The 17,947-nt window shown below is 59.3% G+C and carries 12 protein-coding genes and 2 pseudogenes; 7 read left to right on the top strand and 7 right to left on the bottom strand.

All coding sequences use genetic code 11. The features are described 5' to 3' along the window. The first annotated feature begins 198 nt into the window (after window positions 1–198). Window positions 199–870, top strand: coding sequence for a D-lyxose/D-mannose family sugar isomerase (locus JCM12178_RS06485; RefSeq protein ID WP_054649812.1), 672 nt, complete (start codon window positions 199–201; stop codon window positions 868–870). 1 nt (window position 871) lies between these two features. Here the strand turns inward: JCM12178_RS06485 and JCM12178_RS06480 are convergent, their stop codons facing one another. Further along, window positions 872–1,747 carry a carbohydrate kinase family protein gene (locus tag JCM12178_RS06480; RefSeq protein ID WP_054649810.1) on the bottom strand — a complete coding sequence of 292 codons (876 nt, stop codon included), beginning with the start codon at window positions 1,745–1,747 and terminating at the stop codon, window positions 872–874. Between the two features lie 25 nt (window positions 1,748–1,772). Next, complete coding sequence (locus tag JCM12178_RS06475; protein ID WP_083465772.1) at window positions 1,773–2,459, bottom strand: SDR family NAD(P)-dependent oxidoreductase; 687 nt, start codon at window positions 2,457–2,459, stop codon at window positions 1,773–1,775. A 196-nt stretch (window positions 2,460–2,655) separates the two neighbouring features. Between JCM12178_RS06475 and JCM12178_RS06470 the strand changes: the two genes are divergently transcribed. Further along, window positions 2,656–3,765 (top strand): hypothetical protein, encoded by a 1,110-nt coding sequence (locus tag JCM12178_RS06470; RefSeq protein ID WP_054649806.1) that lies wholly within the window; start codon window positions 2,656–2,658, stop codon window positions 3,763–3,765. A 904-nt stretch (window positions 3,766–4,669) separates the two neighbouring features. Here JCM12178_RS06470 and JCM12178_RS06465 read toward each other — a convergent pair. The 4 genes and pseudogenes from JCM12178_RS06465 to JCM12178_RS06455 all read right to left on the bottom strand — a co-directional run bounded on the left by JCM12178_RS06465 (window position 4,670) and on the right by JCM12178_RS06455 (window position 9,501). Further along, window positions 4,670–7,818 (bottom strand): annotated as a pseudogene (locus tag JCM12178_RS06465) (efflux RND transporter permease subunit). A 9-nt stretch (window positions 7,819–7,827) separates the two neighbouring features. Continuing rightward, window positions 7,828–8,592, bottom strand: a complete 765-nt coding sequence (locus tag JCM12178_RS06460; protein WP_245628656.1) for an efflux RND transporter periplasmic adaptor subunit — start codon at window positions 8,590–8,592, stop codon at window positions 7,828–7,830. After that, complete coding sequence (locus tag JCM12178_RS19475) at window positions 8,592–8,756, bottom strand: biotin/lipoyl-binding protein (RefSeq protein ID WP_245628655.1); 165 nt, start codon at window positions 8,754–8,756, stop codon at window positions 8,592–8,594. Before JCM12178_RS19475 ends, JCM12178_RS06460 begins: the two co-directional genes overlap by 1 nt. Window positions 8,757–9,024: 268 nt before the next feature. Continuing rightward, on the bottom strand, window positions 9,025–9,501 hold the full coding sequence (locus tag JCM12178_RS06455) for a MarR family winged helix-turn-helix transcriptional regulator (RefSeq protein WP_054649804.1): 477 nt from the start codon (window positions 9,499–9,501) through the stop codon (window positions 9,025–9,027). 105 nt (window positions 9,502–9,606) lie between these two features. Between JCM12178_RS06455 and JCM12178_RS06450 the strand changes: the two are divergent. Continuing rightward, window positions 9,607–12,701: pseudogene (locus JCM12178_RS06450) on the top strand (UvrD-helicase domain-containing protein). On the opposite strand, the gene JCM12178_RS18625 reads toward JCM12178_RS06450, so the two are convergent. Next, a complete protein-coding gene (locus JCM12178_RS18625) occupies window positions 12,698–12,847 on the bottom strand; it encodes a hypothetical protein (RefSeq protein ID WP_172677077.1) in 150 nt (49 codons plus the stop codon). The pseudogene JCM12178_RS06450 and the gene JCM12178_RS18625 sit on opposite strands and share 4 nt — an antisense overlap. 49 nt (window positions 12,848–12,896) lie before the next feature. Between JCM12178_RS18625 and cbiR the strand changes: the two genes are divergently transcribed. The 4 genes from cbiR to polA are packed head-to-tail and all read left to right on the top strand — an operon-like array spanning window position 12,897 to window position 17,896. Further along, entirely contained in the window at window positions 12,897–13,748 is an 852-nt protein-coding gene (gene cbiR / locus JCM12178_RS06445) for a cobamide remodeling phosphodiesterase CbiR (protein ID WP_054649802.1), read from the top strand. Then, window positions 13,745–14,248 carry a bifunctional adenosylcobinamide kinase/adenosylcobinamide-phosphate guanylyltransferase gene (locus JCM12178_RS06440; RefSeq protein ID WP_054649799.1) on the top strand — a complete coding sequence of 168 codons (504 nt, stop codon included), beginning with the start codon at window positions 13,745–13,747 and terminating at the stop codon, window positions 14,246–14,248. The genes cbiR and JCM12178_RS06440 overlap by 4 nt, the downstream gene beginning before the upstream one ends. 7 nt (window positions 14,249–14,255) lie before the next feature. Beyond that, entirely contained in the window at window positions 14,256–15,251 is a 996-nt protein-coding gene (locus JCM12178_RS06435; RefSeq protein WP_054649797.1) for a DHH family phosphoesterase, read from the top strand. 14 nt (window positions 15,252–15,265) lie between these two features. Further along, window positions 15,266–17,896 carry a DNA polymerase I gene (gene polA / locus JCM12178_RS06430; RefSeq protein ID WP_054649795.1) on the top strand — a complete coding sequence of 877 codons (2,631 nt, stop codon included), beginning with the start codon at window positions 15,266–15,268 and terminating at the stop codon, window positions 17,894–17,896. Window positions 17,897–17,947: the final 51 nt, after the last annotated feature.

Below are 17,947 nucleotides of genomic sequence, written 5' to 3'. Positions count from 1 at the left end.
ACTTCCGCAAACGACACCGCAAACGTTTCCGAAAAAGATTTGCACACCAGCGCAAAACTGTCAACGGGTTGCCACGAAATCGTCAAATGGGCTAAAAAAGGCGTACGATAGCGTCCGCCCGGGTGCATTTGCACGGCAGACGGCGGTCAATTCTTCACGGCGGCCGGATTTGGCTGCCCCACAAGCACGGAGCCGATCATGAAACGAAGCGAGATAAACGCCCTCATCAGCGATGCAAAAGCATTCTTTTCGTCCATGAACTTTGCCCTGCCCCCGTGGGCCTTCTGGGGCCCGAAGGACTGGAAAGGCCATGGCGGCTCCGAAGTGGTCGCCAACCAGCTCGGCTGGGACCTTACCGATTACGGTGGAGGCGACTTTGCCAGCAAGGGGCTCATCCTGTTCACCATCCGCAACGGCAAGCCCGGGCCGGACAGCTCCAAGCCCTACGCGGAAAAGATCATGATCGTAAACGAAAGCCAGATCTGCCCCATGCACTTCCATTGGACCAAGGTCGAGGACATCATCAACCGCGGCGGCGGCAATCTGGTGCTGGAACTGTATGGCTCGGACAAGGACGGTAACTTCTCGGATCAGCCGCTCACCGTGAGCGTGGACGGCTTCGAGCGAACCGTGGAACCGGGCGGGAAGGTAATCCTGACGCCGGGCGAGAGCATCACCCTGCGCCGGGGCATGTACCACACTTTCTATGGCGAGGCAGGCGCGGGCCGCGTGCTGGTGGGCGAAGTCAGCTCGGTCAACGACGACCACACCGACAACCGCTTCCACGAACCGCAGCCGAGATTTCCTGAAATCGACGAAGACGAGCCGCCCGTTCATCTGCTGGTGGGCGACTACGCCGAATACGTCTAGATCAGGCAACCTTCAGTTTTTCGCTCAATACGGGCATGGCTCCGGCATGACCGCAGACCGCTGCGGCAACCCGGTTGGCGTGCTTGTTGATCTCCGCCAGCGACCATCCGGCAAGCAGGCCGAGCGTCATGGCCGCAGTAAAGGAATCACCCGCGCCGATGGTGTCCACGACGTCCACGGACAGTCCGGGGTGGTCATGGCTTTCGGAAGCGGCAAGCAGGAGGCTTCCCGAGCCACCTCGCGTCAGGGCGCAGAGGTCGAGAGAGAACAGTTCCAGAACAGCTTCAATCACCGATCCCTCGGTGCCGTTCAGCCCGAAAATATCTGCGAGAATCGGCAGTTCCTCGTCACTTACCTTCAGCACATTGGCAAGCTCCAGCGATTCCGCGATGGTTTCGGGCGTGTAAAGCTCGCCGCGCAGATTCACGTCAAAAACCCTGACGGAGTCCTCGGACATGGAATCGAGAAATCTCTGAACAGCCGCGCGCGACACAGGGGAACGCTGGGCCAGCGAACCGAAGCAGACCGCGTCCGCCCTTGAGGCCATTACTGCGGTGGCGGACGGAATCTCCAGATAGTCCCAGGCCACGTTCGGCGGGAAAGTATAGGTCGCCTTCCCTTCCGCATCCAGCTCGGCCAGCACGGTCCCGGTCGGATGGTTCGGGTCAAGCGTAATATGGCTGACGTCAAGCCCGCGCTCCTGCAATATATCAAGGGCCTCACGGCCCAGCTCATCGTCGCCCACTCTGGACACGGGAACCCCCGTGCCGCCAAGCGCATTGACGTGATAGGCAAAGTTGGCCGGGGCGCCGCCCAACTGCCTGCCCTCCGGCAGCACGTCCCACAAGACCTCTCCGAGGCCGATAACCACTCCCATCTGCTTTCCTCCGCCGCAGTGCCCGCTATTTCCTGTTGATGGTCAGATCACTTACGTATGCGGTCTCATGATTGCCAACCGCACGGATCATGATCCCGGCCACTTCGTCGGGGTCCATGAAATTCGAAGGATTGACGCTGGAATTGGTGGCCGACTCCCAGAATCCGGTCTTCATGCCGCCCGGATACACGGCGACCACCTTTGCGGCGGTCCCCTTGCATTCGGCTCGCAAGGACTCGGTATAGGCCCGCGCCCCCCACTTGGCCGCGCAGTAAACCGCCTCGCCCGCCTTGGCCGCAAGCGCGGCAGTGGACATCACGTTCACGATAACGCCACCGTCGCACTTGAATGGTTCGGTGACAGCCTCACTCATAAGGATGAGCCCGGTGAGATTCGCGCCAAAAGCCTTATCGAGATCGGCCCTTGAATACCCGCCGCAAGGACCGAACACGCCCGCACCTGCGCAGTTGAACAGATGCCGCACCGCACCGGCCTCGGCAGCCCGGGCCACAACGGTTTCCGCCACTCCCGCCTCGGTCACGTCCGCCGCGACATGCAGCAATTTCCCTTGCTCCACTGCCTGCTTGAGTTCCTGATCCCCCGGTTCGGAACGCGAGACGCCGACAACGGTCACGTCGTCCTGTATCAATCGAAGCGCCAGCGCACGTCCAAGCCCTTTGGAAACGCCGGTTATTATTGCTATCTCAGTCATATTTCCTCACTGGCAGTTCCTAGGGAAAGCCTGATTCTCATACAGTCAAAAGTATATAATCTCCGGAAATCCGGATGATGTCCACCCCGGAGGGAGAAAACGAGATGTTGCACATTTTCAGAAGATATGACATCCAGAGTCCGATCGGCCTAACGATATCAAATCACTCGCTCTGAAAAGCATCCACCTGAACTTCATGATAAAAAAAATATCCCTCAATATTTCTCTAGTTATTCTAGGCATTCTGGTCGGCTATGGCCTTCTTGAAGCTATGATTCGTGTATCCCTGCCGTTCATGCCTCGAAACGTATTCAACAACCAATGCCGAGAGTTGCGCACCCTTGGGCAGACTTCCAAATCCGGTGTAACGCCCGAAGCTCCTTATGTTGCAATCATTGGCGACTCATACGGTGCCGGACAGGGGGATTGGTTTGTGGACAACCACTTCCGCGCAGACACGAAATATCAGGCAACACATGTTTTGCACGATGAAACGGGCAAAGACGTCATCGCGCTTTCACGCGCTGGCTCCGGAAACTATGATGGTGCAGCAATATATGCGCTAAACACATATCTCTACCTCAAAGACATGGGTTTTGATATACCTGCACCCGAAAGTGTCATAGTCTATTTCTATGAGGGCAATGACATCAGAAACAATCTTCAATTTGTCTCTCGTCATTTCACTCCCATTTTCGATAGAAAGGAACTCTTTGACGACGATGCTTTTTCTCGCTTTGAAAGCATGATGAAAAAACGTCACGTTCAAGGGAACCTACCCAGGACGCAAGACATCTTTCTAGCAGGAAACCTTATCAGCCGGTATATTGAAGGGCTAATCTATTCTTCCACCCGTGAACGCACCCCACCACCCTCAGGAAAAAACTACCCAGCCCAAATCAGCGGAAAGACGGTCATGCTTCCAGATGGATTAGAAGGTATGCTCACCAAGTACAGCCCAGAGCAAATTACCATCGCTATCCGCATATTCGACAAAGCCATCGAACAAGTGGCCCAATTCTGGCCTAATGCCCGCAAGGGATTCGTCTACATTCCTGCGCCTATCACTATCTATGAAATCACGACGGAAGAAGCCCAAGAATCAAGAATCCGCTCTGAACATCTGGAAGAACGCCTAAACGAGATCGCCATCACTCATGGCTTTGAACCCATTCGATTTTCTCAAGATGTTAGGAAGCTTGCGCACACCTCTTTCGTGCACGGACCAACTGACTGGAATCATTTCAACAAAACGGGATACACCCTTCTCGGCAAGACGATTGCAAAGTTCGTCAAAGAAAAATGAAAACCATGTCAGCACTCCGTGGTTTGAGTAGCTGGATAGTAAGAACGGAACCTCTGGGGGAGCCTGATTGGGAAGAACATCAAATCACCGACTCGCAGCTTCGGTGGGAGAACTTCCGTCGTCCGCTTTCGAGTTGATAACTCCATCCAAGGACATCATGCCGCGCGGGTTTTCTATACCCAGGTGGCAAGAAACATGGCTGATACAAGCCTACTGGGTCCAGCGACCTTGTGCCCTCTTGCCCACCTCACTTCCGGTAGCCCCATTGGACCGATCTACTAGAAACTAGCCCAACCGGATTCAGTTTGGCCTGGCATATCAAAGCTACTGGTTTCATGGCACTGTTTGTCACCACAGCCGGGGTTCGCAGACCATCGCTTCTTTCAACAAATCCGACCACCTAGACTACATCTTGCTCCCAAGATTTGACATGTCAGGGTCAATTGGAAGGATTGCCACCATCGCCCATCGACACAGCACCCGCACTCGTTGTAAAAAGTAAAGCAAGGCATTCATTTGCTGTTATTGACGCTAATTGAAGCTAGACTGTTGGGCATTAAGTCAAATCGGCTTGCCGCAAAAGGCGAATGGGCAGTGGACCGACAAATGTCGAGGTAAGTTAGACGCCAGAGTCTACCAGTGGCAGACCGTGTATTATTTTGGGATGATATATAGCACGGAACACACAAACAATATGGCGATCCGGCATTTACTACATATTGGAGCAGTGCTTAGCACCTCATAGTACGAACAAGAAGAAACAATCACCCAACCGGAAGACTGAGAATGGACGACATCAAACCGCCTGTGAAGGAGAAAGAGACCGATCTTTTTCCATGGGGCCGCATAAGAAAAGCCCCCGGCAACGAGACGCTGCCGGGGGCTTGTTTTATCTCTGGGACCGCTAGGCGGCCTTGCTGCCGACTTTCTCCATCTTGATGAAGAACATCAGCAGCGCGGGGATGACGAACACAGTGAAGACCGTGGAGAGCGCCAGCCCGCCGAGCACGACCGCTCCGAGGCCGCGGTACAGCTCCGAACCCGGCCCGGGTGCCACTGCCAGCGGCAGCATGCCGAATATCGAGGTGGACGCTGACATGTAGATTGGTCGCAATCGTGTTCGCGTGGCCTCAAGCACCGCATCCAGATGCTCCATGGCGTGCTCGCGCACGTTGTTGAGCGACTGGTGGACGATGAGGATCGCGTTGTTGACCACGACACCGATCAGGATGACGAACCCGAGCATTGTCAGGATGTCCATTGGTTGCTGGGCAATGAACCAGTTTTCGAGCTTCAGTCCGAGGAACCCGCCAGCACCGGCCAGCGGCACGGTGAAGAGGATGATGAACGGGTAGATGAAGTTCTCGAACAGGGCCGCCATCAGCAGATACGTTATGAGCAGCGCCAGCAGGAAGTTGCCTTGCAGCGCGTTGCGGGTAACGGTGAGTTTGTCCGCCGCGCCGGAGAGACGCACTTCCAGATTCTGCAGCAGCCCCATGCCCTTCACGGCAGGGATGAGCTTCTGATCCACCGTCTCCATGGCCTGCTGCAGCGGCATGGTCTTGGGCGGGGTGATCTGCAGGGTGATGGTCCTCTTGCGTTCAAGGTGGCGAATCTGGTTCAGCCCGTAGGTGCGCTCGACCTTTGCAAGGGAATCAAGCGGCACGGCCCAGCCCTGAGGGGTGGCAACCAGAGCGCGCTCAAGGTCTTCCGGCGTCTTCACGTCCTCGTCCGAGCCTTCAGGACAAGGTCGATCTTCTTCTTGCCCTCTTCCTTGTAGTCCCCGATCTTGCGGCCATCGAGAATCACGTCCACGGCCACGCCGAGGTCGCGGGCTGTCAGCCCGGCAGAACGGACACGTTCACGCTCCGGCACAAAGCGCACTTCCGGATACAGCAACTCCAGCGAGGGGACAGGACGGACCTGTGAGCCGGGAATCTCTTTCATCGCCATACCGAACATGGTCCCGGCGGCGGCAACGATGCTTTCAAGGCTCGACCCGCTGATATCCACCGAGATGTTGCGGCCCTCTCCAAGCCCCTGCTCGAAGATGCTGGCCTGAAGCGAGACCCCGAACACACCGGGCATGGAGTTCAGTACGCGCGAAAACATGGGAATCAGTTCACCGGCGCGCTGCTCTTCGCTGGAAATGGCACCGAACAGGTTGATGGTCGGCGCGGAGACAAAGAACATGTCTTCGAGTTTCGGCAGGCCGTCGATTTCTTTCTCAAAGTAGGGCTTGGTCTGCTCAAAGACATATCTGCCCATGGACTCGCGCTCATCGAGCGAAAGTCCCGGAGGCGGGATAAGCAAGTTGATGATCAGGTTGCGGTTCCCTTGCGGCAGGTACTCCATCTTGGGGAAGAAGGCCCAGACCATGAGTATCGAGGCAAGGGTCAGCGAAAGAATGGTCACCAACCTCGCCTTCCACGTGGCGATGCCGCGCTCGAGCAGGCCCATGATGAAGTCCGATGCCTTGCCGCCGATCTTGGTCAGCGGCAGCATGACCCGCTTGAGGAACTTCATGCCCTGCGGGTCGCGCGGCGAGTTGCTCTGGCGCTTGGCGGCAAAGGAGTAAAGACGGTTTGCGAGCATGGGGATGACCAAAACAGACACGAACAGGGAAAGGATAATGGCGCCCGTCACCGCGATGGCGATGTCCTTGAAGAGCTGCCCGGCCTCCTGTTCCATGAACACGACGGGCAGGAACACGGCCACGGTGGTCAGGGTCGATGCGAGCACCGCGCCCCATACCTCGCTTGCCCCGTCATAGGCAGCCTCGAACGGCCCTTTGCCCATGTTTCGGTGTCGGTCGATATTTTCAAGAACGACGATGGCGTTGTCCACGAGCATCCCGACCGCGAATGATATGCCCGCCATTGAGACGACGTTCAGACTTCGCCCGGCAAAGGCGAAAATGATGAACGCGCCGATGATCGAGATGGGAATGGCGACGGCGACAATGACGGTCGCTGTGCCGCTTTGCAGGAACACCAGCAACACGGTGATTGCCAGCAGGCCGCCGATGATGATGTTTCGCTGCACGAGATCAATGGCGCCGTTGATGTAAGGTCGCTGGTCATAGACCCAATCCAGCTGGACATCGTTGTCCTTCATTATCCCGGCGTTGAGACCCTCCACGACATCGTACACGCGGTCCGTGAGATCGAGCACGTTGCTGCCCGGTTCCGGCTTCACGCCGACGGCCATGCCTTCCACACCGTTGTGGAGCATGACCACGCTGGCTTTGTCGTTGCCGCGCTGCACCGTGGCGACGTCGCGCAGCAATACGCGGAACTGTCCGGAAGAGCTGACGACCATGTTCAGGAGTTTTTCCGGCGAATTCAGGTCGGCCGGGGTACGCACGCGGTAGTCGCGCCGTCCAAGGCCGAGGTTGCCCGCTGACATGGAGATGTTTGCGCTCTGCATGACCTCCATGAGCTTGCCGATGGTCAGGTTGTAGGCGGCCAGCTTGACCGGGTCCACGACCACCTGCATCTCGTCCTCGCGCCCGCCGCCCATGAAGAGGTCGGAGACGCCCTGAACGCGCTCGATATATTGCCGGACTTCGTTTTCAAAGAAGGTCCGATAGGTCTGCGGATCGCGCTCGTTGCCGGGCAGGGTCCGCAGAATCATCCAGATGACCGGCGAGGTGGACGCACCGGACGCGGAGATGATCGGCTTGTCCACGTCGTCGGGATAGTCCGGCACCTCGTCCAGCTTGTTGGAGACGCGCAGCAGCGCGCCGTTGACGTCCGTGCCGATCTCGAAAGTCAGGGTCAGTTCGCCGAGACCGTTGGAGCAGGTGGATTCCATTTCCACAAGTCCGGGTATGCCCTTGAGAACCTTTTCCTGTTCCTCGATGACGTCGCGTTCAATCTCGTACGGCGTGGCACCGGGCCATGTCGTGGTGATGGAGATGTCCGGCTCGGTCACGCTGGGAGTGAGCTGATACGGCAGTCCGTAGAGCGCAAGAATCCCGAAAAGCAAAATCAGGATGACGCCCACAAGGACGGCGACCGGCTTGGAAATAGCCGTTTTGACGATATCCATGCGGTCCCCCTACTGCTCTTTGGAAGGCGTTTGCGGTTTCGGGGCCACGGGCTGGCCGGGGCGCAGCCGTTCATTGCCCTTGACCACCACGGTCATGCCTTCCTGCAGCTTTTCGGAGGTCACACCCGCCTCAAGGTCCTTGAACCCGGTCACGCGGACCGGCATGGGTACGGCCTTGCCGTCAACAACGGCCCAGACGACCATCTGGCCACGGGACGAGATGACAGCGTCACGGGGCACGATGAGCGTTTTCCCGGCGGGCGCGGAAGGCAGCGCCACGCGGGCCTCCATGCCTTCAGCAAGAAAACCGGGGCTCTTCACGCGAATCTTGATCGGGAAGGTGCGGGTGGAGACGTCACCCTTGGGAATGACCGCGTAGACTTTGCCAGGGATTTCCCGGTCGCTCACGCGGACCACCACTTCAAGGCCCTCCTGGATCACGGAGGAGGCCCGGGCCGGGACGTTGCACTCGACATCGTATTCGTCGTCGCGGCCCATCTCGGTGACGACCGTTCCTACGCCAACCCATTCGCCGCGGCTGACCGTACGCTCCAGCACGATGCCGTCAAACGGCGCGCGAATGGTTTTCTTTTCCTTTTCAAGCTGCAGGCGATTCATGATTGCGCGGGATGCGACAAATTTCATCTGGGCGGCTTCGGCACCGAGACGCTTGTTGTCGTATTCGCCCTTGGCAACGGACTTGGAGTCGAAGAGCTTGCTGACGCGCTCGCCTTCAAGACGTGCGGTCTCGTAGTCCGCGCGGGCCTGATTCATCAACGCCCGGGCGTGGCGATCTTGCGGTCGATGATATCCGTGGAGAGCTGAACCAGCACGTCACCCTTGTTGACGTGAGAGCCGTGGTTCACCGGAATTTCCACGACCTTGCCTTCTATCTCCGCCGCCACGCTGGACTGCTCAGAGAAAAAGACTGTGCCCACGTACTCGGTCTGCGGGGCGACCTTGCCCGCCGTTACCTTTGCGGTAACAACAACAGCCGGAGGCGGTCCGCCGCCCTCGGGCTTGTCCGCAACGCGGGAGTGACGGCCAGCAGGAAGAGAAGCACGCTGGTTATGATACGTTTCATGAGATATACCCTCTGGTTCTGCGTAAAAAGTCTATAGCACTCAAACCGTGACCGCTACAGGGGTCGGCTTGATGAGATCTCGTTTGGCTCGGAGAGCCATGCTCGGGACTGGGACGGGACAGTCAGACCCCTTCTTCGTCGTCGCAACAGACTACTGCGGGGTCGGGGTGACCAAGGAGGTTTTCCAGTACACGGTGCATGACGCTCTTGGCGAGGTGCACTTCATCCTCTGGAATGCCCTTCTCGGCCTCGGCCATGAGCGAGGCGGCCAGCGGCATGGTCTTCTCCACCACTTCGCGCCCGGCGTCGGTAATGAACAGCCGCTTCAGGCGGCGATCCTCCTCGTCCGGTTCGCGGCGGATGTAGCCGTGTCGCTCCAGCCCAGCCGCAAGGCGGCTGATGCCGGTTTTCTCCTGCAGCAAGGCCTCGCCGATGACGCCCTGCGGGAGGCCGTCATACTGGTGCAGAGGCAAAAGCACCCGCCATTGTTCCACGGTGATGTCCACGCCGTTCTCAACAAAGAGCGCCGTGAGCCCGTTCACAATAAGCCGACTCGTCTTATAGGAAAGATAGCCAAAGGAATCTCTGGCCTTTATCATGTCAGGTTTCATGCGGTTTGTTGTAGGCGCAACAACTACACCCGTCAAGGTGAATTTTTCCGCCGTCGGGTTGCAATATGAGGCGGTTGGGCATAGTGTTCCGGCATGGAACGATTCACCGCCGACCTGCACATTCATTCTCGTTTCTCACGGGCCACAAGCAAGAATCTCACCATCAGGAATCTTGCCGCATGGGCCCGCATCAAGGGCCTCAACGTCCTCGGAACCGGCGATTTCACCCACCCCGCATGGTTGAGGAAATCGAGGAACACCTCGTGGACGACGGCTCCGGGCTCTTCACCCTCAAGAATGCAGAGGGGCTCGAAGACGAGATACCCGGCACGTCCGGTCCGCTGGCAGGGACCACGCGCTTCATGCTTCAAGCGGAGATCAGTTCCATATACAAGCGCGCGGGCAAGACCAGAAAGATTCACAACCTCGTCTACATGCCGGACCTCGAATCCGTGAAACGCCTGAACGAGAAGCTGGCCGCCATCGGCAACATCGAGTCGGACGGCCGCCCAATCCTCGGGCTTGATTCGCGCGATCTGGTCGATCTGGTCATGAACACCCACCCCATGGCCTTCGTGGTGCCCGCGCATATCTGGACCCCGTGGTTCTCGCTCTTCGGCTCCAAATCCGGCTTCGACTCCATAGCCGAATGCTACGGCGACTACGCAAAGGAAATCTTCGCCATGGAGACCGGCCTCTCCTCGGACCCGGACATGAACTGGACATGGAGCGAGCTGGACCGCATCCGGCTCATCTCCAACTCCGACGCCCATTCCGGTGAAAAGCTGGGGCGCGAGGCCAACCTCTTCCGCGCGGAAATGTCCTTTGAGGGCATCTACCGAGCGCTTAAGGGCGAGGGACTGGGCAACAAATTTCTCGGCACCGTGGAATTCTTTCCGGAGGAAGGAAAGTACCACATGGACGGCCACCGCAAGTGCGGCGTGGTCATGGACCCGCACGAAACCGAGGCGCGCGGCGGGCTCTGCCCGGTCTGCGGCAAGCCCGTCACCAGAGGCGTCTATGCCCGCGTGCTGGAACTTGCAGACCGCGACGAGCCGGTGCAGCCCGCAGGGCAGCCCGGTTTCACCTCGCTCATCCCGCTCAAGGAAGTCCTGTCCGAAGTCGTTGGCGTCGGCCCCGGCTCCAAAAAAGTCCACAAGCTCTACATGGACCTCATCGCCGAATTCGGCTCCGAACTGACCATCCTGCAGCGCGCCCCCGAGGACGACCTCAAAAAATACGGCTGCGCACTGGCCGAAGGCATAAGCAGAATGCGTGAGGGCCGCGTCATCCGCACTCCCGGTTTTGACGGCGAATTCGGCGTCATCACTGTCTTCACCCAGCAGGAGCGCGACCAGATCAAGAGCGGCGGCACGCTGGTGACCATTCCTCGCCCGGAAAAAGGCGAGGCAGCCACGCTTGCCTGCCCGCCCATGACTATGCCGAGCACCCCGCAGGAAGAGGCCATTACCTATAACAAGGCCCAGCAGAAGGCCATCAAGGCAGGCCCCGGGCCGATTCTGGTCATGGCCGGCCCCGGCACAGGCAAGACCCAGACCCTCATGGGCCGCGTGAACCGTCTGCTGGACAAAGGAGAACGCGCAAGAAGCATTCTCTGCCTGACCTTCACCCGGCGCGCCGCACAGGAACTGCGCGACAGGCTGCAGCGCGAACGCGGCGAGGACGAAAATCCGCCTCAGGCCGGAACGCTCCACTCCCTGTGCTTCGACTACTGGAAACACGCCTACTCCGAGACCCCGGTGATCCTGCCCGAAGAGGCCGCCATCCGATTGTTCCACGAGGTCAATCCGGACATAGACAAGAAACACCTCAAACATTACTGGGACAAATACAATCTTTCCCGCGAGCGTCTTGAAGATATCCCCGATGACATCTTTGAGGCCCACATCAACTACGGCAACCAGAAGAACCACTGGAACCTGCTGGACCACACCGACCTTCTCGAATTCATGCTGGAACAGACCGGCGCGCCCACCTTCCACCAGCCGTGGAAGCACGTGCTCGTGGACGAGGTGCAGGACCTCACCCCGCTCCAGTTGGCGGTGATAAAAGGCATCGCCCCCGAGTCCGGAGAAGGCGTCTTCTGCATTGGCGACCCGCGCCAGTCCATCTACGGGTTCCGCGGCGCCGCCGATGATGCCGAGGCAAGGCTCAAGGAATTCTGGCCCTCGCTCAAGACCGTGACGCTGGACGAAAACTACCGCTCCGCACAGAACGTGCTCACGGCCGCGCAATCCCTGTTCCCGGACGACACGCGTATAATCGCACGCCGCGACAGGGAACCCGTCATGCACACCTTCGAATCGCCGGACGGCATGCGCGAGGCGGCATGGATCGCGGATCGAGCCAAGAAACTCATCGGGGCAACCAGCCATACAATCGCCGACAGCACCGGGCACACCACCGTGACGCCCGGAGACATCGCCGTGCTGGTGCGCTTCAAGGCACTGGTTCCGCTCATGGAGTCCGCGCTCAAGCGTTTCGGCCTGCCGGTTTCCACGCCCGAGACCGAGGCTTTCTGGAACGACCCGCGCTGCAAGCTCATCCTCGACGCGGCAGGCAGCTTCCTCGGCATGACCATGGTGGGGAGCGAGGAAGTACTGGAAGTGCCGGAGCACATCCTCGCAAAAGGGCCTATCGGACTCTCGGCCTACCTCGCCGAAGTGCCGCCATTTGACCAGTTTTTCTGGGAAAGCAAGGCGTTCCGCCAGCTCAAGACCGAGTTTGACAGGCGCGGCGGCTGGGCCGGGCTGGTGAACTGGGTCAGCCTGCAGAGCGAGACCGAGCTCATCAGCAAGGCTGCCGAAAAGGTTCAGATAATGACCATGCACGCGGCCAAGGGGCTGGAATTCGAAGCCGTATTCATCCCGGCGCTGGAGGAGGGCATCATGCCGTTTGCCGGGCTGGACCTGCTCACGGCCAAGGTCACGCTCACGCCGGGACGGGGACAGTCGTTCGCCGAGGAGCGGCGGCTGCTTTATGTATCCATGACGCGCGCCAAGCGGATGCTCTTCCTCAGCCGCGCGGAATCACGCCAACTGTTCGGAAAGCGGCTCAACCTGCCGCCCTCTCGATATCTCAGGGAAATCCCCGAAGAACTCTTTACCAAAAGCACCATGACCGCCAGAAAGGTTCAGAAGGAAAAGCAGATCAGCCTTCTGGACTAAATGGGAAACACGATGCGGTAGAGGCAGGTTTCGTACACGCGACACAGAATCCTCGCCGCACGATGATTCATGCCCGCCTGACGCAGGCGGCAAAAAATGTGCAGTGGATTGAGCGCGTGTTGCGCGATGTTCCGGACGGCCTTCATGGCAAACACTCCCGGATGAGGTTGTCGATACAGTCTGTAAGCAATAGCCATGCCTTCAAACGATAATCATTCCCTTTCAGGCGGTTGTGATTCCGCCTCTCATGAGCCTGCGGGCGCTGGTGCATCAAAACCTGACGAAAACGGGAAGAATCTGCACGCCCGTCGCATTTCCGACGCCCCGTTCACGGTGGCTGCGCCCTCGTTCGTGATCCCGGATACGGTGTCCGGCAACTGCCGTTTTCTGGCAGGAAAAGTGGATGAGGCAGCGCTGGTTTTTTTCGAGTCCGAGGCCTGCCTGAACTATACGGACGAAGACCTTGCCCCGGACCTCGCAGACCTGCCGCTCGGCTATCACGTCCATCTTCCGCTGGACCTGCCATGGGCATTGGGCGTGGACGCCGTGGCAGAAACCATTCTCGGACTGGCCCGGAAGGTTGACTATCTTCGCCCCGCGGCCTATGTGCTCCATCCCCCGGATGATGCGGCAGCACTGGAGCCTCTGGCCAAACGGCTGCACGAAGCCGGGACGGACCCGGAAACGGTGCTTCTGGAGAACATCGAGAACAACGACCTGACGGGATGCGCAAACGCGGCAATCCGCTGCGGATTTGGTTTCTGCCTCGACCTCGGCCATTATCTCGCCTTCGGGCAGAAGGGGTTGACGGATATACCGGGCCTGTGGGAGCGAGTGCGCATGCTTCACGTCTACGGCCCCGGCCCCAGAGGGGAACACGGGCCGCTGACCCGGCTGGACGACCGCGGCAGGGACGTGCTCCGCGACTGGCTGAAACGCGCGGCGTCCCTGAAAACCGTTGTTCTGGAAGTATTTCGCGAAGCACACCTGACAGCCTCGCTGAACGAACTGGATGCACTGCTTGACGGATGGGGGTTGAAACGATGATAACGCTCGTTCTCGGCGGCAACAAATCCGGCAAGTCGGATTACGCCCTTGAACTGCTGGAATCCCACCCCGGCCCGCATGCCTTCATAGCAACCGGAAAGGCGGGGGATCAGGAATTCCGAAGGCAGATAAACACCCATCGTCACGAAAGAAATCCTCAAATCGAGGTGCTTGAGGCAGGTCGGGACTTGCCTCAAAAGCTCAGACAAGCTAACACGGACTTTCGGTCTGTGATTGCGGACAGTCTTGATTTCTGGCTCTTTGCATCCCGCGAGGCAAGGAGCGAAACCGAGAACATCTCGGAATTACTTGATGTTCTTGAAAACTGGAGAGGAGCGGAGCTGATACTGGTTTCCTGTGAAGCCGGTCTGGGCCCCCTGCCCATGTCGGGTACGGTCAGGGCCTTCATCCGAAGCCTCGGCGCATTGAATCGAGAAGTTGCCCGCATTGCGGATGCGGTTCATCTCGTGGCCGCCGGGCTGCCGCTCAAACTCAAATAGGGAAAGCATGGCAATCTTCAGGCAGCTGGACGAGCAAGTCGAAAACCTGACGGCACAGTTCAACAAGGACGACGCCTGGCTCATCTTGATTAACGCCGACCCCGACGCCCTCGGCTCGGCCCTCGCCCTCAAGCGAATCATGACCCGAAAGGTGGCCCACGTAGGCATCGGGCAGATCAACGAGATCAAACGGCCGGACAATCTGGCCATGATCCGCTACCTGCGCATCCCCACCCGCAAGGTCATCCCGAACCTTGTGGCCCAGTACGACAAATTCGCGCTGGTGGATTCGCAGCCGCATCACAACCCGGAATTTGAACAGTTCGATTTTTCCATCATCATCGACCACCACCCCATCCTGCCAGACCAGAAGCCCGAAGCCCCCTTCGTGGACGTTCGCCCCAAGTACGGTGCCACCTGCACCATGCTCACCGAATACCTGTACAACATGCGCATCCGCCCGGCGAAACTGCTGGCCACCGCGCTTATGTACGGCATCAAGAGCGACACCCGGAGCTTTGAGCGGGAATTCACGGACACGGACATGGCCGCGTTCAAGTACCTGAACAAGTTCGCGGACATAAAACTCATGAACCGCATCAGCCGCAGCGAGTTCCACCTCGACTGGATGCGCTATTTCTCCCGCTCCTTCTACAACCTCCGCCGCGTGGGACAAGGCCTCTTTGCCCACGCCGGAAACGTGGAAAACCCGGACATCCTCGTTATTGTAGCCGACTTCTTCACCCGCATCCACGGCGTGCCGTGGCTTGTCGTCTCCGGTGTCTACGATGACAAACTCGTTGTCATTTTCCGGGGTGACGGCATGCGCCGCGACATGGGCAAGATGGCCGGCAACCTGCTCGGCGACCTCGGCTCCGCAGGCGGACACAAGGAAGCAGCCAGGGCCGAAGTGCCGCTGGAAAGCCTCGGTGACGAGGACCCCGAAATCTTCATGCTCAAGAAGCTCGGCAAGGGCAAACGGGGCGTGATCAAACGCATCTAGCCCCCCCTAAAGCCATGCCCCTCAAAGACCGCCTCAATTTCGACAAGGACCCCGTCTACCTCATCGACGGGACCGCGCTGCTGTACCGCTCCTTCTACGCCCGCTCGGACCTGACGCGCTCGGACGGATTCCCCACCGGCGCCATCAACACCACCCTGCGCTCGCTCTTCAACCTGCTCAAGAACGAACAGCCGAAATACGTTGCCTTCCTCATGGACGGCAAGGGGCCGACCTTCCGCAACGAGCTCTATGACCTGTACAAGGCCAACCGACCGGCCATGCCCGAGAACCTCGCCGCCCAGATCGATCCGGTCCGCGAAGGCGTGAAGATGCTCGGCGTGACCCTCATCGTCTCCGACGGCGTGGAAGCCGACGACTGCATCGCAGCGCTGGCCAACAAGTTCAAGGCCGAACGCCCGGTGGTCATTGTGGCCTCGGACAAGGACCTCAAGCAATGTCTTGATAAAAACGTCTGCATCCTGAATCAGGCCGGACGCAAAGAGAAGATCATCACCCTTGAGAGCTTCCGCGAAGAGGAAGGCATGGAGCCGAACCAGTGGCCCGATTTTCAGGCCCTCATCGGCGATTCGTCCGACAACATCCCCGGCATCCCCAAGGTCGGTCCCGTCACTGCCAAAAAGATCATGGCCGACTTCCCGACCCTCGAAGACCTGCGAGAAGGATACGAATCCCTGCCGCCCAAACTGCGCGAAAAGGTCGAGCCGGAGCTGGAAAACATCTTTACCTACCGCGAGCTGACCCGCATGAAGCTGGACTGCTGCGATGACGAGCTTTCCGCCTTCAGCGTAAGCGACCCCGACCGCGAAGCTCTGCGCGACTTCCTCCTCGGCTACGAACTGCGCTCCCTCGCAGCCGCCGTCCCCGCACCTGCGGACCAACCAGCCAAGGCTCCGAAGAAACAGGCCGAACCGTCCGGCGCGACCCAACTCTCACTCTTCGGCACCGCCCCGGAACCGGTCAAGGATCTCGCCCCGCTTGAGGTCGTAACAGTTGCCGACGCAGACGCCCTGCCCGACTTCGACAACGCCGACGTCGGCCTCTGCCCCGTGGAAGGCGGCTTCCGCATCGGCCTCGGCAAGAAGGAATATTTCTACAAGAACGAAGCCGCACCGCTGGCCGAACGCCTCGGCAAAGCCCGGCTGCTTGCCACGCCCAGCCTGCAGGAGCTTATCCGCCACGACACCTGCTGGGCGGACATCCCGAGCACCAAGTGGTACGACCTGAGTCTCGCCGCCTACCTGCTCGACCCCGAAGCGCGCGGCTACGGCTGGGACCGCCTCAAGCAGTCTCTGCACGCCGGACAGGACTTTTCCCACGTCACCGACGACCTGCACCCCGATGCTGATGGCCTCGCCGCCCTCGCCTACATGAAAGGCGTGATGCCGCAGGTGGACAACGCCAAGCTCGGCCCGCTGATGCGCGACCTCGAAATCCCGCTCATCCCCGTGCTCGTGGCCATGGAACGCGCCGGAGTCGCCATCGACAACGATGCCTTCAACGGGTTCCTCGAAGAAGTCAGCGGCCAGCTCTCATCTCTCACCCGCGACATCATCGACAAGGCGGGCGAAGAGTTCAACATCCGCTCCAGCCAACAGCTCGCCACCGTGCTCTTCGACACCCTCGGCCTCAAACCGGCCGGAAAGACCGCCGGAGGGCAGCTCTCCACAGCCAACACCGTGCTGGAAAAGATCCGCGACCAGCACCCCATCGTCGAGGACATCCTCGAATACCGGATGCTGGAAAAACTGCGCTCCACCTACCTCGAACCGCTCCCGAAGCTAGCGGCCGAGGACGGGCGAATCCACACCCATTTTAACCAGTTGGCAACTGCAACCGGACGCCTCTCCAGCTCGCGCCCGAACCTGCAGAACATCCCCATCCGGGGCAAGCACGGCAAACGCATGCGCGCCTGCTTCACCGCAGAAAAAGGCAACCTGCTGGCAGCCGCCGACTACTCCCAGATCGAACTGCGCGTCCTCGCCCACTTCTCCGCAGATCCCGCGCTCGTCGACGCCTTCAACAACGACGCCGACATTCACACCACCACCGCGGCCCTGCTCTCGGAAAAGACAAACGACGACGTCACCCCCGAGGAACGCCGCAACGCCAAGACCGTCAACTTCGGCCTGATCTACGGCATGGGACCCCAAAAGCTCGCCCGCGAACTCGGCATCACCATGAACGAGGCCAAAGAGTTCATCGAACGCTACTTCGAGAAACTCGCCACCCTCAAAGGCTTCTACGAAAGCATCATCCACGACGCCGAAGAGCACGGTTTCGTCACCACCCTCGCCGGTCGCCGACGCCTGCTCCCCGAGCTGCACTCCCGCAACAATCAGGTCATCTCACAGGCCCGCCGACAGGCAGTCAACACCGTCATTCAAGGCAGTGCCGCCGACATCATCAAGATGGCCATGATCAAAGCCCATCAGGACGAGACCCTTCGTGACCTCGACGCACAGCTCATCCTGCAAGTGCATGACGAACTCGTCCTCGAAGTGCCAGAGAAAAACGCCCGGAAAGCGGGCGAACGCATCCAGCAGCTCATGCAGAACACCGCCGACCTCAACGTGCCCCTCAAAGTGGATCTCGGCATCGGCGTTAACTGGGCTGAAGCCCATTAGCTCCGGCGGCTGAGAGGAAGGGGAGAGGGAAACCGCTTTTGCAAAAGCGGT

It is taken from the genome of Salidesulfovibrio brasiliensis JCM 12178 (assembly GCF_001311825.1).
GTDB lineage: Bacteria > Desulfobacterota > Desulfovibrionia > Desulfovibrionales > Desulfovibrionaceae > Pseudodesulfovibrio > Pseudodesulfovibrio brasiliensis.
This window is presented reverse-complemented; position numbering and strand designations above follow the sequence as displayed.